This is a genomic window from Paenibacillus sp. MMO-177, from assembly GCF_037147795.1.
Lineage (GTDB): Bacteria > Bacillota > Bacilli > Paenibacillales > Paenibacillaceae > Pristimantibacillus.
The window spans coordinates 365,158-385,468 of record NZ_JBBCUR010000005.1; the positions used below are offsets into that span (position 1 = coordinate 365,158).

18 protein-coding genes and 1 other annotated feature are annotated in these 20,311 nt (G+C 54.2%); of the genes, 7 read left to right on the forward strand and 11 right to left on the reverse strand.

Annotated features, from left to right (window positions below):
- Window positions 1–42: 42 nt before the first annotated feature.
- From WFK81_RS19800 to WFK81_RS19810, 3 genes are all read left to right on the forward strand, one after another.
- Window positions 43–411: a phage holin family protein gene (locus tag WFK81_RS19800; RefSeq protein WP_132303206.1), complete on the forward strand. Its 369-nt coding sequence runs from the start codon at window positions 43–45 to the stop codon at window positions 409–411.
- A gap of 155 nt (window positions 412–566) precedes the next feature.
- The gene (locus WFK81_RS19805; RefSeq protein WP_336788104.1) at window positions 567–935 is read left to right on the forward strand and encodes a cytochrome C oxidase subunit II; all 369 of its coding nucleotides are present in this window, start codon (window positions 567–569) and stop codon (window positions 933–935) included.
- A 198-nt stretch (window positions 936–1,133) separates the two neighbouring features.
- Window positions 1,134–1,814 carry an SDR family NAD(P)-dependent oxidoreductase gene (locus WFK81_RS19810; RefSeq protein WP_336788105.1) on the forward strand — a complete coding sequence of 227 codons (681 nt, stop codon included), beginning with the start codon at window positions 1,134–1,136 and terminating at the stop codon, window positions 1,812–1,814.
- A 656-nt stretch (window positions 1,815–2,470) separates the two neighbouring features.
- On the opposite strand, the gene WFK81_RS19815 is transcribed toward WFK81_RS19810, so the two are convergent.
- The 5 genes from WFK81_RS19815 to WFK81_RS19840 form a co-directional block, all read right to left on the reverse strand.
- Entirely contained in the window at window positions 2,471–6,298 is a 3,828-nt protein-coding gene (locus WFK81_RS19815) for a hypothetical protein (RefSeq protein ID WP_336788106.1), read from the reverse strand.
- Between the two features lie 213 nt (window positions 6,299–6,511).
- Complete coding sequence (gene pheT / locus WFK81_RS19820; protein WP_336788107.1) at window positions 6,512–8,959, reverse strand: phenylalanine--tRNA ligase subunit beta; 2,448 nt, start codon at window positions 8,957–8,959, stop codon at window positions 6,512–6,514.
- A gap of 18 nt (window positions 8,960–8,977) precedes the next feature.
- On the reverse strand, window positions 8,978–10,009 hold the full coding sequence (gene pheS, locus WFK81_RS19825; protein WP_336788108.1) for a phenylalanine--tRNA ligase subunit alpha: 1,032 nt from the start codon (window positions 10,007–10,009) through the stop codon (window positions 8,978–8,980).
- 65 nt (window positions 10,010–10,074) lie between these two features.
- Window positions 10,075–10,321, reverse strand: a binding site (T-box leader).
- Window positions 10,322–10,401: 80 nt separating this feature from the next.
- On the reverse strand, window positions 10,402–11,112 hold the full coding sequence (locus WFK81_RS19835; RefSeq protein WP_336788109.1) for a response regulator transcription factor: 711 nt from the start codon (window positions 11,110–11,112) through the stop codon (window positions 10,402–10,404).
- A complete protein-coding gene (locus tag WFK81_RS19840; RefSeq protein WP_336788110.1) occupies window positions 11,109–11,951 on the reverse strand; it encodes a sensor histidine kinase in 843 nt (280 codons plus the stop codon). The genes WFK81_RS19835 and WFK81_RS19840 overlap by 4 nt, the downstream gene beginning before the upstream one ends.
- 382 nt (window positions 11,952–12,333) lie before the next feature.
- On the opposite strand from WFK81_RS19840, the gene WFK81_RS19845 reads away from it, so the two are divergent.
- From WFK81_RS19845 to WFK81_RS19855, 3 genes are all read left to right on the forward strand, one after another.
- Window positions 12,334–12,480 carry a hypothetical protein gene (locus WFK81_RS19845; RefSeq protein WP_162862759.1) on the forward strand — a complete coding sequence of 49 codons (147 nt, stop codon included), beginning with the start codon at window positions 12,334–12,336 and terminating at the stop codon, window positions 12,478–12,480.
- A 120-nt stretch (window positions 12,481–12,600) separates the two neighbouring features.
- On the forward strand, window positions 12,601–13,077 hold the full coding sequence (locus WFK81_RS19850) for a MarR family winged helix-turn-helix transcriptional regulator (RefSeq protein WP_336788111.1): 477 nt from the start codon (window positions 12,601–12,603) through the stop codon (window positions 13,075–13,077).
- Between the two features lie 264 nt (window positions 13,078–13,341).
- A complete protein-coding gene (locus tag WFK81_RS19855; RefSeq protein ID WP_336788112.1) occupies window positions 13,342–14,613 on the forward strand; it encodes an MFS transporter in 1,272 nt (423 codons plus the stop codon).
- Between the two features lie 458 nt (window positions 14,614–15,071).
- On the opposite strand, the gene WFK81_RS19860 is transcribed toward WFK81_RS19855, so the two are convergent.
- The 6 genes from WFK81_RS19860 to WFK81_RS19885 all read right to left on the reverse strand — a co-directional run bounded on the left by WFK81_RS19860 (window position 15,072) and on the right by WFK81_RS19885 (window position 19,845).
- Complete coding sequence (locus WFK81_RS19860; RefSeq protein WP_336788113.1) at window positions 15,072–15,260, reverse strand: hypothetical protein; 189 nt, start codon at window positions 15,258–15,260, stop codon at window positions 15,072–15,074.
- Window positions 15,261–15,352: 92 nt separating this feature from the next.
- Window positions 15,353–15,778 carry a gamma-glutamylcyclotransferase family protein gene (locus WFK81_RS19865; protein WP_336788114.1) on the reverse strand — a complete coding sequence of 142 codons (426 nt, stop codon included), beginning with the start codon at window positions 15,776–15,778 and terminating at the stop codon, window positions 15,353–15,355.
- A 3-nt stretch (window positions 15,779–15,781) separates the two neighbouring features.
- A complete protein-coding gene (locus tag WFK81_RS19870) occupies window positions 15,782–16,567 on the reverse strand; it encodes a 5-oxoprolinase subunit PxpA (RefSeq protein WP_336788115.1) in 786 nt (261 codons plus the stop codon).
- A gap of 17 nt (window positions 16,568–16,584) precedes the next feature.
- Entirely contained in the window at window positions 16,585–17,673 is a 1,089-nt protein-coding gene (locus WFK81_RS19875; protein ID WP_336788116.1) for a biotin-dependent carboxyltransferase family protein, read from the reverse strand.
- A 29-nt stretch (window positions 17,674–17,702) separates the two neighbouring features.
- Complete coding sequence (gene pxpB, locus WFK81_RS19880) at window positions 17,703–18,416, reverse strand: 5-oxoprolinase subunit PxpB (RefSeq protein WP_336788117.1); 714 nt, start codon at window positions 18,414–18,416, stop codon at window positions 17,703–17,705.
- A gap of 139 nt (window positions 18,417–18,555) precedes the next feature.
- Window positions 18,556–19,845, reverse strand: a complete 1,290-nt coding sequence (locus WFK81_RS19885) for a VWA domain-containing protein (RefSeq protein ID WP_336788118.1) — start codon at window positions 19,843–19,845, stop codon at window positions 18,556–18,558.
- Between the two features lie 143 nt (window positions 19,846–19,988).
- Between WFK81_RS19885 and WFK81_RS19890 the strand changes: the two genes are divergently transcribed.
- Entirely contained in the window at window positions 19,989–20,291 is a 303-nt protein-coding gene (locus tag WFK81_RS19890; protein WP_336788119.1) for a hypothetical protein, read from the forward strand.
- Window positions 20,292–20,311 lie beyond the last annotated feature (20 nt).

The window sequence follows — 20,311 nt, forward strand, 5'->3', positions numbered from 1 at the left end:
CGCACCATACTTAGGCTAACCTAATGTGAGGAGGCTAATGATATGAGTTTTCTTGGTCATGTTGTCCGATTTATCGTTGCAGCCATCGTTCTGATGGTTGTCGGCTGGATCGTTCCGCAATTCAGTGTCGGCGGGTTCTGGAGTGCCCTTCTGCTGGCGCTTGTTATCGCGGCTCTGGGCTGGATTATTGAAGGTATTTTCGGCAAAAAAGTTACCCCGTTTGGACGCGGTATCGTTGGTTTTCTTGCCAGCGCGGCTGTCATCTGGATTGCACAGTTTATTGTAGGCGGCGTATCCGTCACTTGGCTGGGCGCAATCTTAGCCGCTCTTGTTATCGGGATTATCGACTTGTTCATTCCGGTCAGCACCCCGTACGAAGCAGGCAGAAGCGATTACCGAAACCGTGACTAGCAGTAAATAAAGCCTTAAAGCCCTTGACCTATCGGAAACGATGGGCAGGGGCTTTTTCATTTGTCACGGGACTGTCACTGCAAATCGGTTAGGGATAAGCTACAATAGGAAAAGAATTGAATTTTTATGCTTTTGGCTATGAAAGGGGTATGAAGATGAAGAAGTGGCTCATATTTGCATCTGTGCTATGCCTGGTGTTCGTCGTTGCTGCCTGCGGCTCCAACAGCAAGGGCAATAACTCCGGATCGGACGCGGCAAGCTCTGCCGTTCCCGACGTTGTGATTAAAGCAAGCAGCTGGGAATTCGACCAGCCGGAATACCATATTAAAAAAGGTCAGACCATTAAGCTCGAGCTCATCGATGGCGTTCATGGCGTCCAGATTGAGAAGACAAACGTGAAGCTGACTCAGAATAAAGCAAAAACCATCACGCTGGATGCCGGCGAATACGAAATCAAATGCAACATCCCTTGCGGCGGCGGACATTCGAAAATGACAGCCAAGCTTATTGTTGAAGCCGCTTAAGCGATCTTGCTGCAGAGACCTCTTTCTCAAAGAGGTCTTTTTTATTTTCCGCGACATGCGAGCTTGCCAACGTACATATGAATTATAATGATTCCTTTACAAAAGGGTAAGAAAGAATGATGGTACGAACTCTTCCCCTACCGCCTTCCGGTCTGATAAGATGATTCATAAACTATTCATTTAAGGAGGGTATGATCCATGAGCTTATTAAACGGACGGATTGCCATCGTAAGCGGTGCAGGTTCAGGACTCGGAAGGGCAACTTCCCTGTCGTTCGCGAAAGAAGGAGCCGAGGTTGCTTTGTTAGGCCGCCGTGAAAGCAAGCTGCAGGAAACTGCCGAGCTGATCAAACAGAATACGGGCCGCGAAGCGCTGATCATCCCTACCGATATTACGCAGGAGTGCCAAATCCAATCCGCAGTTCAGCAGGTCATCGATCGATGGGGTTCCATCCATGTGTTATTAAATAATGCGGCCGTATTCGAGCCCGGTTCCGTGCTGGAATTAACCTCTGAGAATTGGCATGCACAAGTGGCTACCAATTTGACAGGACCGTTTCTTCTTACAAAAGCCGTTCTGCCATCCATGCGCAAAAGCAAATACGGCCGCATTATTAATATAACCTCCGGCTTGTCCTGGAACGGAGCAGGCGGTTATGCCGCCTACAGCGCAGCGAAAGCCGGCTTGGAATCGCTGACCCGCACGCTCGCCGACGAGGAGCATGAACATGGCATCCTTGTTAACCTATACAATCCCGGTACGCTGCGTACCGAAATGCACGCCACCGGCAAAGATCCGGCGGTCGTCACCCCGGACCTCATCCGCTTGGCCAGCCTTCCGGTAGGAGGCCCTACCGGAACTATAGTCAGCTATGGGTAACCCAATCGAAGAAGCCGCTCCAATGCTGTGACATTGGAGCGGCTTCTTCGCGTAGAGGCGAATCTCTCCAACCCTGCAGCACGGTTTTTCCGTCTTATTTTGATCGTCACCCCAGTATGGCGCACCGTTCTACCCCTGTAGCACGGTTTTTCCGTCTTATTTGGATCGTTACACCCGTATGGCACAACGTTCTACCCCTGTAACACGGTTTTCCCGTCTTATTTGGATCGTCACGCCCGTATGGCGCACCGTTCTACCCCTGTAACACGGTTTTTCCGTCTTATTGGGCTCCATGCGCCAGTATGGCGCTCGGTTCTACCCCTGTAACACGGTTTTTCCGTCTTATTGGGCTCCTCGTGCCAGTATGGCGCACCGTTCTACCCCTGTAACACGGTTTTTCCGTCTTATTTGGCTAATCGCGCCAGTATGGCGCAACGTTCTACCCCTGCAGCACGGTTTTTCCGTCTTATTTGTATCGTAGCGCCAGTATGGCGCAACGTTCTACCCCTGTAACACGGTTTTTCCGTCTTATTGGGCTCCATGCGCCAGTATGGCGCATTTGCCTAGCTTGAGTATGCCTATTGACGCAAAAGAGCCACCTGCACATTAAACGGGGGTCAGTCCCCATTAACAGATGGCTCTTTACTATAACCGGTTTAACTGTGCTCGATCAGCTCAATCCATTCATTGTACTCTGTTTGAAGCTTGCGGTATTCGATCTCCAGCTTCTCATGCTTCACGCCAAGTACACGGAGCTCCTCGCGAAGAACTTCCGTTTCACCGGAAGCATCCTGATGCTCAGCCGCCAGCGATTGCGCCTGCTCATCCAGCAATACCCGCAGATCCGCAGCTGCTGCCGCTTCTTTGCGCGCCGCTTCGAGCTGTTCAAGAAGCGACTTCTCCGATGCTTCGCGGGCACGTTCCGATTCTGTCAAACGCTCCGCTTCCTGCTTCGCTTGCCGCGCGAGCTGCTGCTCGGCTTGAAGCTGCTCGTTAAGCTTCCGAATCTGCTGCGCGGCAGCTTCAATCTGCTGCACCGTGATCCGTTCGCGGGCAGCGATATATTCCAGCTGCTCCAGAAGCTCGTTCTCGCGTTTAGTTGAAGCCGCGAGTTGTTCTTCTTTTTCAAGACCGCGGAGCTCCGCCTTTTCCAACGAAGATTCTAATTCTTCAATGCGGGAGCGCAGGTTATGCTGCTGTTCTTCCTGCTTCGCCAGAAGCTCGGAGTAACGTTCTTCCGCCTCAGTAAGACGTTCCTCGTAACGATGCTCATATTGCTGGCGCTTCTGGTCGAGCTTACGGTTATGCTCCTGCTCCCGCTCGTCCCACTCTGCTTTAAGCTCTTGCTGTTGACGCTCCAGCTGCTCGATTTGCTCCATATACTGAAGCTCAAGCAATTCGTTCTGATCGGCGAACTGCCGTTCGAGGGAACGAAGCTGCTCTTGATGACGCTGCTCCAGCTCGGCAGTTTGCTGGTTGTGCTTCTCTGCCATAGCGGCATTTTCGGCCTGCAGCCGGTCTTCCAGCTCCTGATTCAACACCACAATAGCGTCAAGCTGCTGCTTCAGCTCGGCATACTGCTGCTCATAACGTTCTTTCAATTCGAATTGCTGCTCGGCATGACGCAGCTCAAGCTGCTCTTGCTGCTCTTGATATTTACGTTCCAGCCTGTGCTTATCCTCTTCATATTGAAGCTCCAGCTCAAGCTCCTTTTCTTCAAAAATAGCAGACGCTTCTGTCAACTGACGAGCTTGTTCTTCCAACCGGCGTTCTGCTTCGCTGTAACGATCCGCATGAAGCTGCTCGATAACAGAACGTTCTGCTTCGAATTGGCGCTGTTGCTTGTCCATTTCATCCTGAAGAAGATCAAATTGCCCCTGCAATTGCTGCAGCTTCTCCGTTTGTTCAGCCGCCAGCAATTCAACGGCAGTCTGCAATTCCGACTGCTTGGATGCTTGCTGCTCCAATTGACCGATCTGTTCAAGCGATTGGGCATACTGCTTGGAGACTTCCTCCAATTGCTCTTTAACTTCACCGTACTGCTGTTCAAGCTCATTGGATTGCTGCTCCATCGCCTTGATGGATGCACGCAGCGCTTCTTCTTGCTCCATTGCCTGCATCAGGTGCTCGTCCGCAGCCTGAAGTCGAAGCTCATGCAGCTGCTTATCCTGATTCCAAGCTTGCTCCAGCTCGGACAACTTCGTAAGAAGCCTTGTACGCTCCTCAATCCAGCCATTGCGGCGGCGCTCCAAATCAGCCTTCAGCGATTGCTCAAGCTGTGCAATCTGCTCCTGCCACTCTTGCTCCTTCGACTGTATGAGCTCAAGCGTTTTTACGCGTTCCTGCTCCAGCTCTTCTGCAGCAATGACTTGAGCTAATGCAAGCTCGTCTACCGCTTCCGCTACTTTCGCCCGCTCGCGTTCCAGTTCCTGTGCCGCTGCCGCCTGCTGTTCCGCAAGGGCTTGCGCGGCTATTGAGCGCTCTTGTTCCAGCACCGTGGACAAAGCTTCCGCAGCTTTGATTCGTTCAAGCTCAAGCTCTTCCGAAGCAAGCGTCTGGTTCAGCGCCAGCTCGTGTGCCGCTTCAGCCGCTTTCGCGCGTTCACGCTCCAGCTGTTCCGCAAGCTCCGCGGCTTTAGCACGCACTTGCTCCAGTTCTTCTGCAGCCAAGGCTTGCGCTAATGCAAGCTCCTCCGCTGCCGCCGCTTGCTGCTCTGCTAGCGCTTGCGAAGACCGAGCACGCTCGCGTTCTACTTGCTCGGCAAGTACTTCGGCCGCTTTCAAGCGCTCCTGCTCCAGTCCCTGCGCGGCTTGCGCCTGCAAAGCGGCCAAGGCTTCCGATGCCTTTTCGCGTTCGCGTTCGAGCTCTTCCGCTGCCAGGGCTTGCGCCAGCGCAAGCTCGTCCGCGGCTTCGATAACCTTCGCACGCTCCTGCTCCAGCTCCTGTGCGGCCTGTGCCTTCAAAGTCGCCAACGTTTCCGCTGCTCTTGCGCGCTCGCGTTCCAATTCTTCTGCTGCAAGAGCCTGAGCCAACGCTAATTCCTCAGCCGCTTCTACCGCCCTAAGCCGTTCACGCTCCAGCTCTTCAGCAGCCTTAGCCTGCTGCTCTGCCAGTGCTTGTTCAGCTCTCGCACGCTCACGCTCTACTTGCTCGGCCAACGCTTCCGAAGCTTTTGCCCGCTCTTGCTCTAACTCCTGAGCCGCTTGAGCCTGCAAAGCCGCCAGCAATTCCGCTGCTCCTGCACGCTCACGTTCCAATTCTTCCGCCGATAAAGCTTGCGCCAGCGCAAACTCGTCCGCAGCTTCTACCGCTTTCGCGCGTTCTTGTTCTATTTCCTGTGTTGCCTTCGCCTGCAGCGCTGCCAACACTTCCGCCGCTGCTGCGCGCTCGCGTTCAAGCTCTTCAGCCGCCAATGCTTGCGCCAACGCCCATTCTTCGGCCGCTTCGACGGCCCTTAACCGTTCTCGTTCCAGCTCCTCCGTCGCCTTCGCCTGCTGCTCCGCCAGACTTGCCGCCGCTCTCGCACGTTCCCGCTCAAGCTGCTCCGCCAGCTCTTCCGCCGCCTTCGCGCGTTCGCGCTCGAGCTCCTCCGCGGCTAACGATTCGGCCAGCGCCAGCTCCTCCGCGGCTTCCGCCGCTCTCGCGCGCGCCTGCTCCAGCTCTTGCGCTGCCGCCGCCTGCTGCGCGGCTAACGCTTCCGCTGCCCGCGCCCGCTCGCGCTCCAGCTCCTGCGCCGCTGCCGCTTGCTGCTCCGCCAGCGCTTCCGCCGCCTTCGCGCGCTCGCGCTCGAGCTCCTCCGCGGCCAGCTCTTGCGCCAGCGCCAGCTCCTCCGCGGCTTCCGCCGCTCTCGCGCGCGCCTGCTCCAGCTCAGCTTCCGCCGCCGCCTGCTGCGCGGCTAACGCTTCCGCTGCCCGCGCCCGCTCGCGTTCCAGCTCCTGCGCCGCTCTTGCCTGCGCAAGCTCGAGCTCCTGCTCCAGCTGCTCTGCTGCCAGCATCTGGACGCGCTCGATTTCCTCCGTCGCCTCCGCTTGGGCTAACGCCAGAAGCTCGGCCGCTTCTTCCAGCCTTGCGGCCATTTCCTCCGCAGCTGCCGCTTTCGCGGCGGCCAGCTCGGTCTCATATTCTCCCCGAAGCTCTTCCAGCTCCGTCTTGGACTTCAACTGAACAGCCGCAAGCTCCTCGCGCAGCGAAACCTCGAGCCGGCTTGCCTGCTCCAACAAATCTACCAGCACAAGACGCTTGGCCTCGGCGTCGTGCAGAGTATCGTTTTCACGGCGCAGCCGGAAAACTTCCTCGGTCATCTGAACAGCTGCCAGAACGGCCAGCTTGGGCATATCGAGACGAGGATTGCCAATCGCCAGTTTCTTCATCGCGTCATCGATCGAGCCGGCTACCCGCTTTATATAATCAACATTGTTATGACCTTTAAGTTTATATTGATGGCCGTATATATCAACTGTTACTACGGTTTGGTCAGCATCCATACTGGGTTATCCTCCTATTCAACGTCTCGCGTTTTTAAGTAATGCGCAAATCCAATTATTTGCCTTCATCTATGTAACAAAAAACGATTGCGAAAGTTTCAAAAATGTGAAAAAACTCATCTTTTGAGCCCTTTTTTAGCGCCTTTCAGCACAAAAAAGCCGCATCGAAAGTTCACAAGGAACTATTTCGATGCGACTTAAAAGGTTTCCTGCCTACTTTCTTAATTCAGCGGCAAAAGATTGTTCAAGCTCGTCAACGACTTTGCCGTGCAGCTCGGTCACTTCTTCATCGGTCAGCGTACGGTCCGCATGACGGTATACAAGCGACAAAGCAACGCTTTTCTTGCCGGCTCCCAGCTTCTCGCCGGTGAATACGTCGAACACCCGAACGGACTCCAGCAATTCGCCTGCAACAGCCCAAGCAGTTGCTGTCAGCTTCGCTGCCGGAACGGCCTGATCAAGCACAACGGCGATATCGCGCTGCATAGCAGGGTAACGCGGAAGAGCCTTGTATTCGATGCCGGAATCAGCCAGCTCATACAACGTGCCCAATTCCACCTCTACCACGTACGTATCGGCAAGGTCGCTTTCATGCTGCAAAGTCGGATGCAGCTGGCCGACGTAACCGATCGTTTCCGGTCCATGAGCGGTATCCACGATAACCGCTGCCGTTCTGCCCGGATGGAAGTTTGTTGGCTGAGCCGATTCGTAACGAACCTTCGAGGTTAAACCAAGAACATCAACCACGGTTTCCAGAACGCCTTTGGCATCGTAGAAATCAACCGGCACCGCTTTGCGGTTCCACTGTGCGTCCGCACGGTTGCCTGTAAGCAATACCGCAAGGCGCTGCTTCTCCTGAGGAAGGCGCGTAAGCTGCTCTTCTTCCGTATGGAAGACGCTGCCGATTTCGAAAATAGCGGACGATTCGTTTTTACGGTTGCGGTTATACGTCGCTGTCTCAATGAGTTGTGCGATCAGCGTAGTACGGAGAACGCTGCGGTCCTCGCTCATTGGCATAGCCAGCTTCACCGGCTTGAGATCCTTGCCGGTCAGCTCAGGGAACAGCTCCGTGCGGGAAGGACCCGTAAACGAATACGTGATCACTTCATGCAGGCCGGCATCGGTCAATCTTCTGCGCAGCTCGCGGCGGATCGTCTGCGGCTTGGTCAACCCGCCAGGCGTTACATCCCCGTGAATTGGCGTAGTCGGAATATTGTCGTAGCCGAACAACCGGGCTACTTCTTCAATCAAGTCAACATCGCGCGTAATATCACCGCGGCGCGTCGGCACCGTTACGGCGAACTGGTCATTCGAGTCGGATATACGGTAGCTGAAATGCAGACGGTCGAAAATAGTCAGAACCTCAAGGCGGGACAGCTCCGTTCCAAGGTAACCGTTGATTTTGTCCAGCGTTACTTCCACAATAGCCGGCTCCGTTTTCGTAACGACCGCTTCCACGATTCCTTCGGCCACAAGACCGTCGGCAAGCTCCGCAATAAGAGCAGCCGCGCGGTTCAGTGCCGGAATAACGCGGGCCGGATCCACTTCCTTCTCGAAGCGGATGCTCGATTCCGAACGGAGACCAAGCTGGCGGGAGGTTTTGCGGACAGTGCCGCCATCGAACTTCGCCGACTCGAGCAAAATGTTAACCGTCTTGTCGCTTACTTCGGAGTTCGCTCCGCCCATGACGCCGGCCAGGGCTACAGGCTTCTCGCCATCCGTAATAACAAGCATGTGAGGCTCAAGCGCACGTTCCTGGTCATCCAGCGTTACGATCTTCTCGCCTTGCTTCGCAAGACGAACGTCGATTCGGCCCGTCGTAATGGCATCCGCGTCAAAAGCGTGCAGCGGCTGGCCATATTCCAGCATAACGAAGTTTGTTACGTCAACCACGTTGCTGATCGGACGGATGCCCGCTGCGATCAGGCGGTTTTGCAGCCATTGCGGGGATGGGCCAATCTTCACGCCTTTGATGTAACGCGCGCTGTAATGCGAGCATTGCTCCGGAGCGCTGATCGATACCGCAATGTGGCTGTCCGCGCGTTCTGCCGCATGGTTAACGGCTGGTTCAGGGATACGCACCTCGCGGCCGGTCAAAGCGCCAATCTCGTAAGCAACGCCCAGCATGCTGAGGCAGTCCGAACGGTTAGGCGTCAGATCCAGCTCAAGCACCTCGTCGTTGATGCCAAGCACTTCGCCGATTGGCGTGCCAACCGGAGTCGATTCCGGGAGCACGAGAATCCCTTCCTGCTGCTCTTTCGGCAGCAGCTTGTCGTTAATGCCAAGCTCCTTCGCCGAGCAGATCATGCCTTGCGATTCCACGCCGCGCAGCTTCGCGCGTTTGATTGCGAAATCTCCCGGCAGCTTCGCGCCGATCATCGCAACCGGCACCTTTTGGCCGGCGTCCACGTTTTTCGCCCCGCATACGATTTGAAGCTCTTCTCCCGTACCGACATCGATCTTGCAGACGCTAAGCTTGTCGGCATCCGGATGCTTCTCGCGGGATTTTACGTAACCGACAACAACGCCGGTAACCCCTTTATTCAGGGACTCCACGCTGTCGATCTCGATACCGCCCCGGGTCATTTTTTCGGCTAATTCTTCGCCTGTATAGCCTGTCAAATCGATATATTCATTTAACCATTGGTAAGATACTTTCATCGCTTGTTTCCCCTCCCTTTACATTCTCGCGAATTGGCTTAAGAACCGCTGATCGTTCGTGTAGAAATGACGGATATCGTCGATGCCGTATTTCAGAAGCGCGATACGTTCAACGCCCATGCCGAACGCGAAACCGCTCACTTCCTTCGGATCGTAGCCGCCCATCTCGAGAACGCGCGGATGCACCATGCCGCAGCCGAGAATTTCAAGCCAGCCGGTCTGCTTGCACATCCGGCAGCCATGGCCGCCGCATTGCACGCAGGTTACGTCAACCTCCGCGCTTGGCTCCGTGAACGGGAAGAAGCTTGGGCGAAGACGGATTTGCGCCTGCTCTCCGAACATTTGCTGAACGAACTGCAGCAGCGTGCCCTTCAGGTCGCTCATGCGGATGTTAGGACCAACGACAAGGCCTTCAATCTGATTAAACATGAACGAATGCGTCGCGTCGTCGTCATCTCGGCGGTATACTTTGCCCGGGCAAATAACCTTGATTGGCTTTCCGTTCATTTGCTGCATCGTGCGGACCTGAACCGGCGACGTATGCGTGCGCATCAGAATGTCTTCCGTAATGTAGAACGAGTCCTGCATATCGCGGGCAGGGTGGTTCTTCGGCAGGTTAAGAGCTTCGAAGTTGAAATAGTCGGTCTCGACCTCGGGACCTTCGGCAATGGAGTAACCCAAGCCTACGAATACGTCTTCGATTTCCTCCGCAACTTTGTTCAGCGGATGTACCGCGCCCGTCGGCAAGGCTTTGCCCGGCAGCGTTACGTCAATCGTCTCCGCGCGAAGACGGTTTTCCGTCTCGGCCGCGAGGAACGCGTTTTGCTTCTCGTCGATTACGCCTTCGATTGCGGCGCGAACATCATTGGCCACTTGGCCGATAATCGGACGCTCCTCCGCGCTCAGGCCGCCCATGCCGCGCAAAATCTCGGTCAGCGCCCCTTTTTTACCCAAGTACTTTACACGCAAATCATTCAGCTGCTGCGGACTGTCAACCTGCTGCAGCTCTTGCAGCGCTTCTACGCGCAATGCTTCCAAACGTTCTTTCATCGTAAAATCTCGCCTCCACTGTGGAATTTAAAACAAAATAGCAACAAAAAAAGGCCTTTCTCCCCGCAAGGGACGAAAGACCGTGGTACCACCCTAATTCGGATTGCCATAAAAACAGCAACCCCTCAAATCCCGTTAACGGCGGGAACCGGACCTTCCCTAATTCGCCGCAAGCCATTAGCTGCTTGTAGCGGTTCAGGCGTCTGCTCCGGAGTGAACTTCGGCAGCCTAATCCCGTAAAGACGCTCGCAATCCATGGCGTCTTCTCCCTGTACGGAAGCTCTGCTTACTTATCTCCATCAAAGCTTTCATTCATTTTTAAACTTGGACACAATAATCTATATTATATGCATTTCCTTATTTCCTTGCAACCATTCGCTGCCAAGGCAAGTTTATTTTTCGAGCAGCCCCTGTTCATAGGCATAACGGGTAAGCTGAACGCGGTTATCGAGATGTAGCTTCTGCAAAATGTTTTTCAAATGATTTTTGACCGTATGCTCGGATAGCCCGAAGGCAACCGCAATCTCTTTATTCGATTCTCCCGTCACGACCCGCTCAAGAATATCCTTCTCGCGCGAAGTAAGAGGCGTTGTCATTGCCGAGGCATCACCGGCGTGGCCGGGTTTGGCGCCGGTCTTTGCGGGGTTTGTCCCGTTTGACGAGGCAGCCGAAGTAAACTCCTGCAGCAGCCTGAAGGCAATCTCCTTCGACATCGGCGCTTCGTCATCCACAACGGCCCGGAGATATTCTCTCCAGGCGGAAGGAGAAAGATTTTTGAATAAATAACCCTGTGCCCCCCGCTTGATCGCTTCGAACAAATGGGTAATGTCGTCGGATACGGTTACCATAACAATCTTCAGAGACGGGTACAAAAACTTCAGCTGCTGCGTCGCCTCAAGCCCGCCCATGCCGGGCATGTTGATGTCCATCAGCACCAGATCGGGCAGTACATCATCTATTCGGGCCATCGCTTCCTCGCCGCTGGCCGCTTCTCCAACAACCGCAAATTCCGGATCGGCCCCCATAATTTCCCGCATGCCTTCCCTGCCGTGAGGATGATCATCCACCAGAAATACGCGAATTTGCCCGTTTGCCTCACTCAATTTCCTTCACCTCCGGATAGAATACGCACCGATGTTCCTTTTCCTATCGCGCTTTTAATGTCAAACGTCCAACCCATCTGCTCCGCGCGGTCCCGCATCATGCGGATCCCGTACCGGTCTTTCGCCTCGATTTGACCCGATTCCGCTCCAACTCCGTTATCTCTTATTTCGCATACGAAACCCTCTTCGCCCTGCTGCCGGATTATAACCCAAACCTCAGTTGCCTGCGCATATTTGCGGACGTTCATAAGCGCTTCCCGTATAATCGACTGTAGCTCGACCAGCTGTTTATTGGACAACACGCCTTCCGGCAGCTGCCAGTCCAGCTGGGCGCGAACTCCGCTGTTTTGCAATAGATCATTTACCGCGCTATGAATGGCAGTCAGCCATGAGTCGTCTACGATAACAGCCGGAGACTGCAAATTCGCAATCGACTGCCTTACATCCTCGTAGACATGCTTAACCGTCTGCCGGATTTGAACGGTCGTTTCCCTCGCATTATCGCTCAGCTCCATATGCTCCAGCTTGTCCAGCTTAACGGAGAGCAGGAATAACGATTGGGAGATGCCGTCATGAAGCTCGCGAGCCAACTGCTCCCGCTGCTGGAAGGAGGCTTTGGATACCCGCTCCCGCTGAAGGGCTTCCTGCATCTGTTCCAATTTACCGAAAAGTCCGCGCAACAAAGTTAAAGTAAACAAAAACACAAGGGCCGGCGCCAAAAAGTTGCCCAGCTCCATTGAAATATACGGAAGCAGGAAGACGTGCCGAACGTACTCCCACAAACCAACAACAATTGTAGGGATCCATAAAATCAAAAATTTCAGAGATTTGTAGGACATTTTTGCATCTCCTAAAAAGAATTGTCACCCGAACAGCCTGGTGCAGGCTGTTCGTGATGATTCTTACTTCGTAAGCATTAACCTAAAGAATTATCACACAAGCAGCTTAAAAGCTGCTCGTGATGATTCTTACTCCGTAAGCATTAACCTAAAGAATTATCACACAAGCAGCTTAAAAGCTGCTTGTGATGATTCTTACTCCGTAAGCATTCGCTTAATAATATCGCACATAACTAATGCGCTAAATGATTAACGCAAGTAACATTTCCCGGGTAATGCTTATTTGACCTCCCTCCAAGTGTACTAGACAGCTTGCGAAAGAACAATTCGTATAAGAATGCTCTGCCGCGAGCACAATGAAAATTAGAGAGGAGGAATACCAATGACCAACAATCATTTCAAGCTTGCTGAGCTTGAAGGGCATACCGAAGCACTTGAAGAAATCCGACAATTAGAGCAAAAGCTAACCGGCCAAATGGGTTCAACAATCAGCTTAATCGCTTACGAGTCCGAGGACGAACATAAGTAGATCTATTACGCCTCCATTTTGGGCATGGGGGCGTTTTTCTATTGACAGGGAATTCATTTTGAATTATTTTTGTTGTACATACAAAATAGAAGTCATCAAAACGCAAGGAGGGCATAGGATATGACAAAAGACATGGACCCGGCAGCAGCTGCGGAAATAGAAAAACAAGTGGAAAATCCCGAGGCTTTCCTGCATACCTGCTTATATTTTACGGCGAACCGCCTGAGCAGAGCGATTACCCGCATGGCAGACGATGCTTTTGCTACAACGGGGCTTGCGCCCGGTTATGGCTATGTCATTCGCCTCAGTGTCGCCAAACCCGGCATCACGCAGAAGGAATTATCCGAGAAGCTGTATATTACCCCTTCTACCCTGACACGGTTCATCGATAAACTGGAAGCCAAACAGCTTGTCGAACGCAAGGTGCAAGGGAAAACCGTTCTCGTCTATCCGACGGATAAAGGCCGCGAGCTGGAGCCAACGATTCGCGCCGCCTCCAAAAAACTGCTTGAATCGTACCAAGCGATTCTTGGCAACGAAGCTGCAGCGCAGTTGACGCTATCTCTGGAATCGACTAGCGAACAGCTGGAGAAATAACAGCTCGTTTAGTTTCCAATCTATAATTTACAGGTGGGTGGGATACCGGTTCATAACGGTTACGCGCACCCGGTGATCATTCATCATGTATTCAATCGCATCTGTTACAGCCCAATAACGGCTAGATCGATAACTGCTAGTTCTATAACTTCTATATCCATAACCGCTAACCGCAATAAATCATAACTTCCACCATAGTTCCTTAACCGGAACTATTCCAATACATACATTTGTATGTACAAACAAAATAATTCGAGGTGCGACATGAATCAGGTCAAAAGCAAGTTTTATTACGGGTGGATAATCGTTCTGCTCACCTTCGTTACCTTGCTGGTATCGGCAGGCATCCGTTCCATGCCAAGCGTGCTGATGATCCCCTTTCAGGACGAATTCGGCTGGAGCCGGGGAGAAATCTCCAGCGTAGCATCCATCGGCATTTTACTATACGGTCTTGTTGGCCCGTTCTCCGCTGCGCTGCTGCTGCGCTTCGGTATTCGCAAGGTCGTGCTTCTGGCTCTAGCCGTATTGGCCGCAAGCCTAGCCGCAACGCCTTTCATTAATGCGTTATGGCAGTTCGATTTGCTGTGGGGCCTTGTCTCCGGTCTTGCAACAGGCATGATGGCCAACGTGCTTGGCGTAACCGTCAGCAACTTGTGGTTTGTGAAGCGAAAAGGGCTGGTTGTCGGCATGTTGACAGCAAGCGCCGCTGCCGGTCAGCTGTTGTTCCTGCCTTTGCTTGCCAAAATGACCTCGGATTACGGCTGGCGTTCCGCCATGTATACGGCTGTTGTGGGTATCGTGACGGTATTTGTCCTGGTTGCCATCTGGATGAAAAATCATCCTTCCGATGTGGGTGCCGCTCCTTACGGCTCGGATGAAATCGTTAAACCCGCGCCATTCCGCGGCAACCTGTTCCTGGCTCCTATCCAGAATCTCGGTTACGCGATGAAAAATAAAACGTTCTGGCTGCTCGCCGGCACCTTCTTTTTCTGCGGCTTTTCTACAAACGGCCTGATCGGCACCCATCTGATTGCCGCCTGCGGCGATCACGGGATGGTCGAGGTTGCCGCAGCCGGACTTCTCGCCATGATGGGGATTTTTGACCTCTTCGGCACAACGATCTCCGGCTGGTTGTCCGACCGCTTCGACAGCCGCTGGCTGCTGTTCTGGTATTACGGGCTGAGAGGGCTGTCGCTGCTGTTCCTTCCGTACGCGCTGACCGCTACTCCGGCTATGCTTGTTATTTTCTCCGTATTCTACGGTCTGGACTGGATTGCGACGGTACCGCCTACCGCCAAGCTCGCCGGGGAAACCTTCGGCAAAGAAAAGTCGGGCATGATCTTCGGCTGGATCGTGGTTGCCCACCAGATCGGCGCTTCAACCGCCGCGTACGGCGCAGGCGTTATGCGCGACTGGCTCGGCAGCTACTCGCAGGCTTTTGTTATCGCCGGCTTCACCTGCTTCTTCGCTTCCCTGATGGCGATCCGGGTGAAACGGCATTTGGCGGAGCGCAAGGATATTACGCTTCAGGCTTAATGCCGTAAAAAAACCTCGGGCAGCTCCTTTGATTAGGAGTATCCGAGGTTTTTTTGGTGATTAGCCAGCGGCTTGAGCGTAATTGTGAGAGATGACAGGGGAAATTGCAAAAATACTCGCGAATCGTAGATAGACAATACCTAATTGAACACATGAGACACCCTGCAGCGATTCAATAGCCCACGCTTTGCTTCCGCTAACGAAACTACGTATTCTTATTTCGCGAAAATCAGCTTCTTCCGGATGCTAACGAAACTGGGTAACGTTATTTGACTCAATACAGGTTGGAATCTGCAAAAAATGACCGAATAGCGATATGAGGTTTCGTTAGAAAATCAAAAGCCTCGATTCTGGGCAAATAGCGTGTTGTAGTTTCGTTAGATGTCCTGGGTGCGAGATTTTTGGAGAAAAAAAGAATGCACCACAAGGCGCATTCTCCCGTTTAAGTCTTTATCGTGTTATTTCAGAAACTTTACTAAATCCAGCTTAACCTCTTCGACCCATACATCCGTAATTTCCGCATCTCTCAAGTATTTCCAGGCTTCATAATATACCTTTGTCATATAGACGGATACATCATAACGTCCCATAGGGAATGTGACCTTATAACCTTCAAAAAACTCTCCTGTGATCCCACCCTCAGTCATAGCTAATCTCTCCCCTAGCCCTAGATCATACCTCTGCATCATATCTAATTTTAGGAGATTATGCGATTCCAGTCTAGCAGTAAATTTACATTTCATGAAAGCTTTGGTTTAGCGGTCAATCTATTTAGATAATCCGGCCACGATGCGCCGGGAACAGGCGGAAAGCCGCGGTCCGACGGCCAAATATAGACCCAGCCCTCAAGTTTTGGATCCCTGATATCATGGACCCACACCCGCTCGTAGTCATTGCTTTCTTCGATCCCGAAAAACTCCTCCAGCTCGTCGAGCACAGCTAGTCCGGCACGGTCGATCGTAAGCCATAACCCTTCAATAACCGCACTGCTCGTTCCGGCCGCCTGATCTCTAACCGCAGCCGGATAAGCTCCCGCGTCCACCAGTCTCCCCGCAATCATGCCGCTTCTGCTGTCTAGAAGGAAGGGAGCTATGACAAAATGGTTGATCAGACCCGGAAGCAAGGAACCATATACAAACACGGAAATATTGTCGCGTACCGACATGCGTTATGCCTTGCCCGGAGCCTGGAGGGTAATCCCCTCTTTGATGAGCGCTTCCCGGATACGGGAAGCAAACAGGGCTGCGTGAGGACCATCGCCATGCAGGCAAATCGTGTCAGCTTGTACGTTTACCGGAGCGCCTTCCGGCGTAAAGGCAATGCCTTGCGCTGCCATCGCTACCGCTTGAGCGGCCGCTTGGTCCGCATTATGCAGAACGGCTCCTTGCTTGCTGCGGGGAGCAAGGCTCCCGTCCGGTTCGTAAGCCCGGTCCGCAAATACCTCGGATGCGGAAGGCAGACCGTATTCCTTGGCCGTATCCAGCAATAAGCTGCCGGATTGACCGTACATAATTAGACGGTCATCTACAGCCAAGGCCGCTTTGACAATCGCTTCCGAGACTGCCCTTTCGCGGTTAGCCATATGGTAAAGGGCTCCATGAGGCTTAAGGTGAGCCATTGTCCCGCCCAATGCCCGAACAAAGGCCTGCAATGCGCCGACCTGGTATAAAACGAAATCATATACTTCGGCTGCGGTCACCTGCATCTCCCGGCGGCCAAAGCCAAGCCGGTCCGGCAGACCGGGATGGGCGCCAATAGCGGCGCCGGCAGACAATGCCTGCTTCACGGCCGCATGCATCGTGTGAGGATCGCCGGCATGAAAGCCGCAGGCGATATTTACGCTTGTTATATAGGGAAGAAGCTCGGCATCCTGCCCGAAGGAATAGCTGCCATAGCCTTCCCCGAAATCACAGTTGAGATCAACCGCGCGATTGACTGATTTGCTATTTGCCATGCTGGTTCTCCTTTCGCTTAAGGCTGACGGCTGCGTATGGCAGCGGCCAGATAGCGGATGTCCTGCTCGCGCTGGCGATCCAGCCGCTGCGCTTCGTCCAGGGTAACAGGCTGGAACCGGATCGTATCGCCCGGTTTCGCCTGGGCCAGAAGCGGCATGTCGACCGTAGCGACATGCGCGATTTTGGGATAGCCGCCGGTCGTCTGGCAGTCGGTGGCCAGAATGATCGGCCCGCCGCCGGGCGGTACCTGCACGGCGCCGGGCGTTACCCCGTGCGAGAGCAGCTCCGCACGGGACTCTCTTGCCAGCGGGGTGCCGATTAGGCGGCACCCCATGCGGTCCGAGGCGGGAGCGACGGTATACCGCTCCCGGTACAGGGCTTCACGGGCAGCTGCGCTGAACTGCCCGTGCTCGCTCCCCGGCATCGCGCGAAGCACGATGCCGTCTTCGCCGTCGCCGCCGCCGTAGGCTCCCGGCGGCGCAAACCATGGCGCGGCCGCCCACGGCAGGCGGCGGCCCGCGCCTTCCGGCGATTTCGCGGCGAAGGCTTCGCCCTGCCGCGAAAGCGCCGTTGCCCATGCGGCTGCCCACCGGGACGGGGCAGCTGCGCCCTGCGCCGCGCCGCAGGGCAAGGCGTCGCCGGCGGCAAGGCGCCGCCCGGCGAGCCCGCCCAGCGCGGCTCGCACATCCGTGCTGCGGCTGCCGAGCTCGCGCGGCACGCCGAAGCCCCCCGCTGCCGCAAGGTAGGCGCGGCAGCCGCTCACGGCGCGGCCAAAGCGCAGCACCGCGCCGCGCGGAACAAAGACCGGCCGCCACATCGGCAGCTCTTCGCCATCGATGGTTGGTTCCAAATAAGCGCCGCAAACGGAAATAAGAAGATCCTTATCCGCCTCCAGCTCTGGACCAACAAGCGTCACCTCAAGTCCTGCTTCCCCTTCCTCATTGCCGACTAGAAGGTTGGCAATCCGCAATGCGTAACGATCCATCGCACCTCCGGTGGCAATGCCTGAGGAACGGTAGCCATCCCTGCCCAAATCCTGTACGGTCGTCAACAGACCGGGCTTTAGCACCTTTATTCCCCGAAAGCTCTCCGCTTCGTGTTTCATTACGGCTTCCCCATTCATGCTTCGCTCCGTCATATGCGGACGTCACCTCCGGACACCGGAATAAACCGGACGCGATCGCCTGCCCGAAGCAGCACAGGCTCGCTGCGTTCCTTGTCAAACATAAGTATCGGCGTGTATCCGATAATCTGCCAGCCCCCTGGCGTGGCAAGCGGATAAATCCCGGTCTGCTTTCCCGCAATTCCCACAGACCCTGCCGGGACAATCGATCGCGGCGCCGCCTTTCGCGGCTGCTCTAGCATGTCCGGCAGCCCGCTCATATACGGAAAGCCCGGCATAAACCCAATCATCGCCACGGTATACTCTGCTCTGGAATGCTCCTCGACGAACTCTGCCGCCGACAGTCCCGAACGTTCGGCTGACTCCTCCAGGTCCGGACCGTATTGCCCTCCGTAATAAACAGGAAGATCGAATCTACGGCCTTTTCCTCCCCATTCGGAGGCTGTTTTTCCGTTCTCGATCAACCTTCGCAGCTTTTGTTCCGCGAGCTGATAGGGCAGCAGAACGTCAGCCTCCGGCCCTCGCTCAATCTCCCGCCATAGCATGGCAGGATCATACAAAACGGTAACCGTCTCGTAAGCCGGTACGATATCAATCACCCATGCTTCGGCTTGCTGCTTCAGCGTCCATGCAAGGTCGGCCATCCGCTTCCAGCCGTCCGCTCCCTGCGTATCCTGCTGGAGGACAAGCGCGCGGTCGCCAAGCGGCGTTACGTGAATAGACATCATCAGCACCTCCGGCTCGTTTGCTCTTTTTCTCCCATTGTAAAAGAAATCATCGATAACAGCCATCCTATGCAAAGAAAAAAGAGAACAGCCCCCTATCCGGTCCAACTGGACCAAATAAGGGGCTTTATCCTTTACCTTAATGAACGTATCGGTTAATGACCTCAACGAGCAGATCATTAAGCAGCTTTGTCTCGTATTCGCCTACCGCCGGTTCCAGATGATCGCTGCCGATGCCGCTGTCGTCGGTCAGGAACAAATACGTGCCCCCGGTTGCAACTGCCGCAAACCGCAGCAAATATTCCGTATCCACGTCAACGCCGCTTGAGGCTACCGGGATAATGCGAATGCCCGCCTTCGCCGCATCTGCCAATACGCTGTGCATCTCCTGCAAAATTTGGGTCTCATGATGAGGCGGCGCATCCAGCACAAGGAACAGAAGTCTTGCCCGCGCGTGCTCGCTCCATTTATGATCGCTGACGGCATTGCGCAGAGCCTGCTCCACCGCTTCCGGATAATCCCCGCCGCCCTGCGCTTTTTGCATCGCAATAAGCTTTACCGCCTGATCGATGTTGGTCGTAAAAGGATTCGCCTTCACGACATAATCATCATGAATATCCCGGTAAAAATTCGTGCTCATCCGGATATCCAGTTGATTCGCATGCTTCTCGCCAACCCGGGTGATCACGTCCTTCAGCTCGGCTTCCAGATAATCCATTTCGTCTTGCATGGAGCCGGTTGTATCCATTACAAACATCACGTCTACCTGATTCGAGGCCGGCAGCTCCCCGTCCAGGTCTACCTTCAGGGCTCCCTGGCCAGGCACTTCGAGGTTGGATATCTTTTTCTTCTGCTGGTCGGCCATCACTTCAACCGAATAATGCGTTCTCTGATTCGGCTGTCCGTTATCCTGGAACAGTCCCGCGAACACAAATGCCTTGCCTTCGGCATTGGTCTTGGCTTCCCAGACCGTCTGATTCTGCTGCCCGATCAGCCTTACCGTCGCATCGGATACAGCACGGCCTTCCGAGGACACCGATACCTCAAGCCGGTTAAAATATGCAAAGCCCCAATACGAGGAGCTGTCACTGCCTTCATAGCTGTTAAGCAAATTATTGAACCGTTCCCAGGCGGCTAGATCATCCCATTCCCCGGCGGTCAGCTGACCTGCCTGAATCGGAGCGTCTGTCCGGCCTTGCCGGCGTACCTCTTCCCGGTGAGACTCGGGTTCAACAGCCCGATCCTCAACCCGGTTTCCCAGGTCATCCGCCGAAGACTTGGCACTGCTGCTCTCCTCCCCGCGGTCCGGAGCCGCCCGGTCAGCTGCGTTATCATCCCGGTTTGACGAACAACCGGCCAGAATAAGCAAGAAAACTAACACTGAAATGATCATGGACATGAGCCTGCTTTTTGTTTGTTTTTTTATCATTTTCCATAACCCCCTTTATTTCCTAATTAGACGCGGAGAATTGTAGGATTGTTGCATTAGCCGGCAATGAACATTACAATCAAAAGCAGGCATCCAGGCTGAATATAGGGCCGTTTTATGCCAGTTCATGGAGGGCTGCAATAATGGAAACTATTCAACTAAAGGGCATTGAGATTGTATATCGGCAGCAGATGAAGGAGCTTCTGTTTCAATCCGCTGAGCTTGTGCTGGTATCGGATTACGGATCAAAGCTATGGTACGTGGACGTTAACGGAGTTAAAGATACCGAACTGCTTCAATGGTTTGGGCAAAGCGAGGATATCCGAATCGAGTTATACGCAACGGCAACCGATGGACGAACCTTTAACGGTACTGCCTATTTGCACCCGAACGAGCCTCACCTGGCCGCTGCCATCCGGGGCGACGGGGAGCTGCGCGAATCCTAAGCCTCTTGTACATAGGGAAG

Coding starts and splice junctions, on each gene's coding strand:
- WFK81_RS19800 (WP_132303206.1), top strand. CDS start 43: ATGAGTTTTCTTGGTCATGTTGTCCGATTTATCGTTGCAGCCATCGTT.
- WFK81_RS19805 (WP_336788104.1), top strand. CDS start 567: ATGAAGAAGTGGCTCATATTTGCATCTGTGCTATGCCTGGTGTTCGTC.
- WFK81_RS19810 (WP_336788105.1), top strand. CDS start 1,134: ATGAGCTTATTAAACGGACGGATTGCCATCGTAAGCGGTGCAGGTTCA.
- WFK81_RS19815 (WP_336788106.1), bottom strand. CDS start 6,298: ATGGATGCTGACCAAACCGTAGTAACAGTTGATATATACGGCCATCAA.
- pheT (WP_336788107.1), bottom strand. CDS start 8,959: ATGAAAGTATCTTACCAATGGTTAAATGAATATATCGATTTGACAGGC.
- pheS (WP_336788108.1), bottom strand. CDS start 10,009: ATGAAAGAACGTTTGGAAGCATTGCGCGTAGAAGCGCTGCAAGAGCTG.
- WFK81_RS19840 (WP_336788110.1), bottom strand. CDS start 11,951: ATGTCCTACAAATCTCTGAAATTTTTGATTTTATGGATCCCTACAATT.
- WFK81_RS19845 (WP_162862759.1), top strand. CDS start 12,334: ATGACCAACAATCATTTCAAGCTTGCTGAGCTTGAAGGGCATACCGAA.
- WFK81_RS19850 (WP_336788111.1), top strand. CDS start 12,601: ATGACAAAAGACATGGACCCGGCAGCAGCTGCGGAAATAGAAAAACAA.
- WFK81_RS19855 (WP_336788112.1), top strand. CDS start 13,342: ATGAATCAGGTCAAAAGCAAGTTTTATTACGGGTGGATAATCGTTCTG.
- WFK81_RS19860 (WP_336788113.1), bottom strand. CDS start 15,260: ATGACTGAGGGTGGGATCACAGGAGAGTTTTTTGAAGGTTATAAGGTC.
- WFK81_RS19865 (WP_336788114.1), bottom strand. CDS start 15,778: ATGTCGGTACGCGACAATATTTCCGTGTTTGTATATGGTTCCTTGCTT.
- WFK81_RS19870 (WP_336788115.1), bottom strand. CDS start 16,567: ATGGCAAATAGCAAATCAGTCAATCGCGCGGTTGATCTCAACTGTGAT.
- WFK81_RS19875 (WP_336788116.1), bottom strand. CDS start 17,673: ATGAAACACGAAGCGGAGAGCTTTCGGGGAATAAAGGTGCTAAAGCCC.
- pxpB (WP_336788117.1), bottom strand. CDS start 18,416: ATGTCTATTCACGTAACGCCGCTTGGCGACCGCGCGCTTGTCCTCCAG.
- WFK81_RS19885 (WP_336788118.1), bottom strand. CDS start 19,845: ATGATAAAAAAACAAACAAAAAGCAGGCTCATGTCCATGATCATTTCA.
- WFK81_RS19890 (WP_336788119.1), top strand. CDS start 19,989: ATGGAAACTATTCAACTAAAGGGCATTGAGATTGTATATCGGCAGCAG.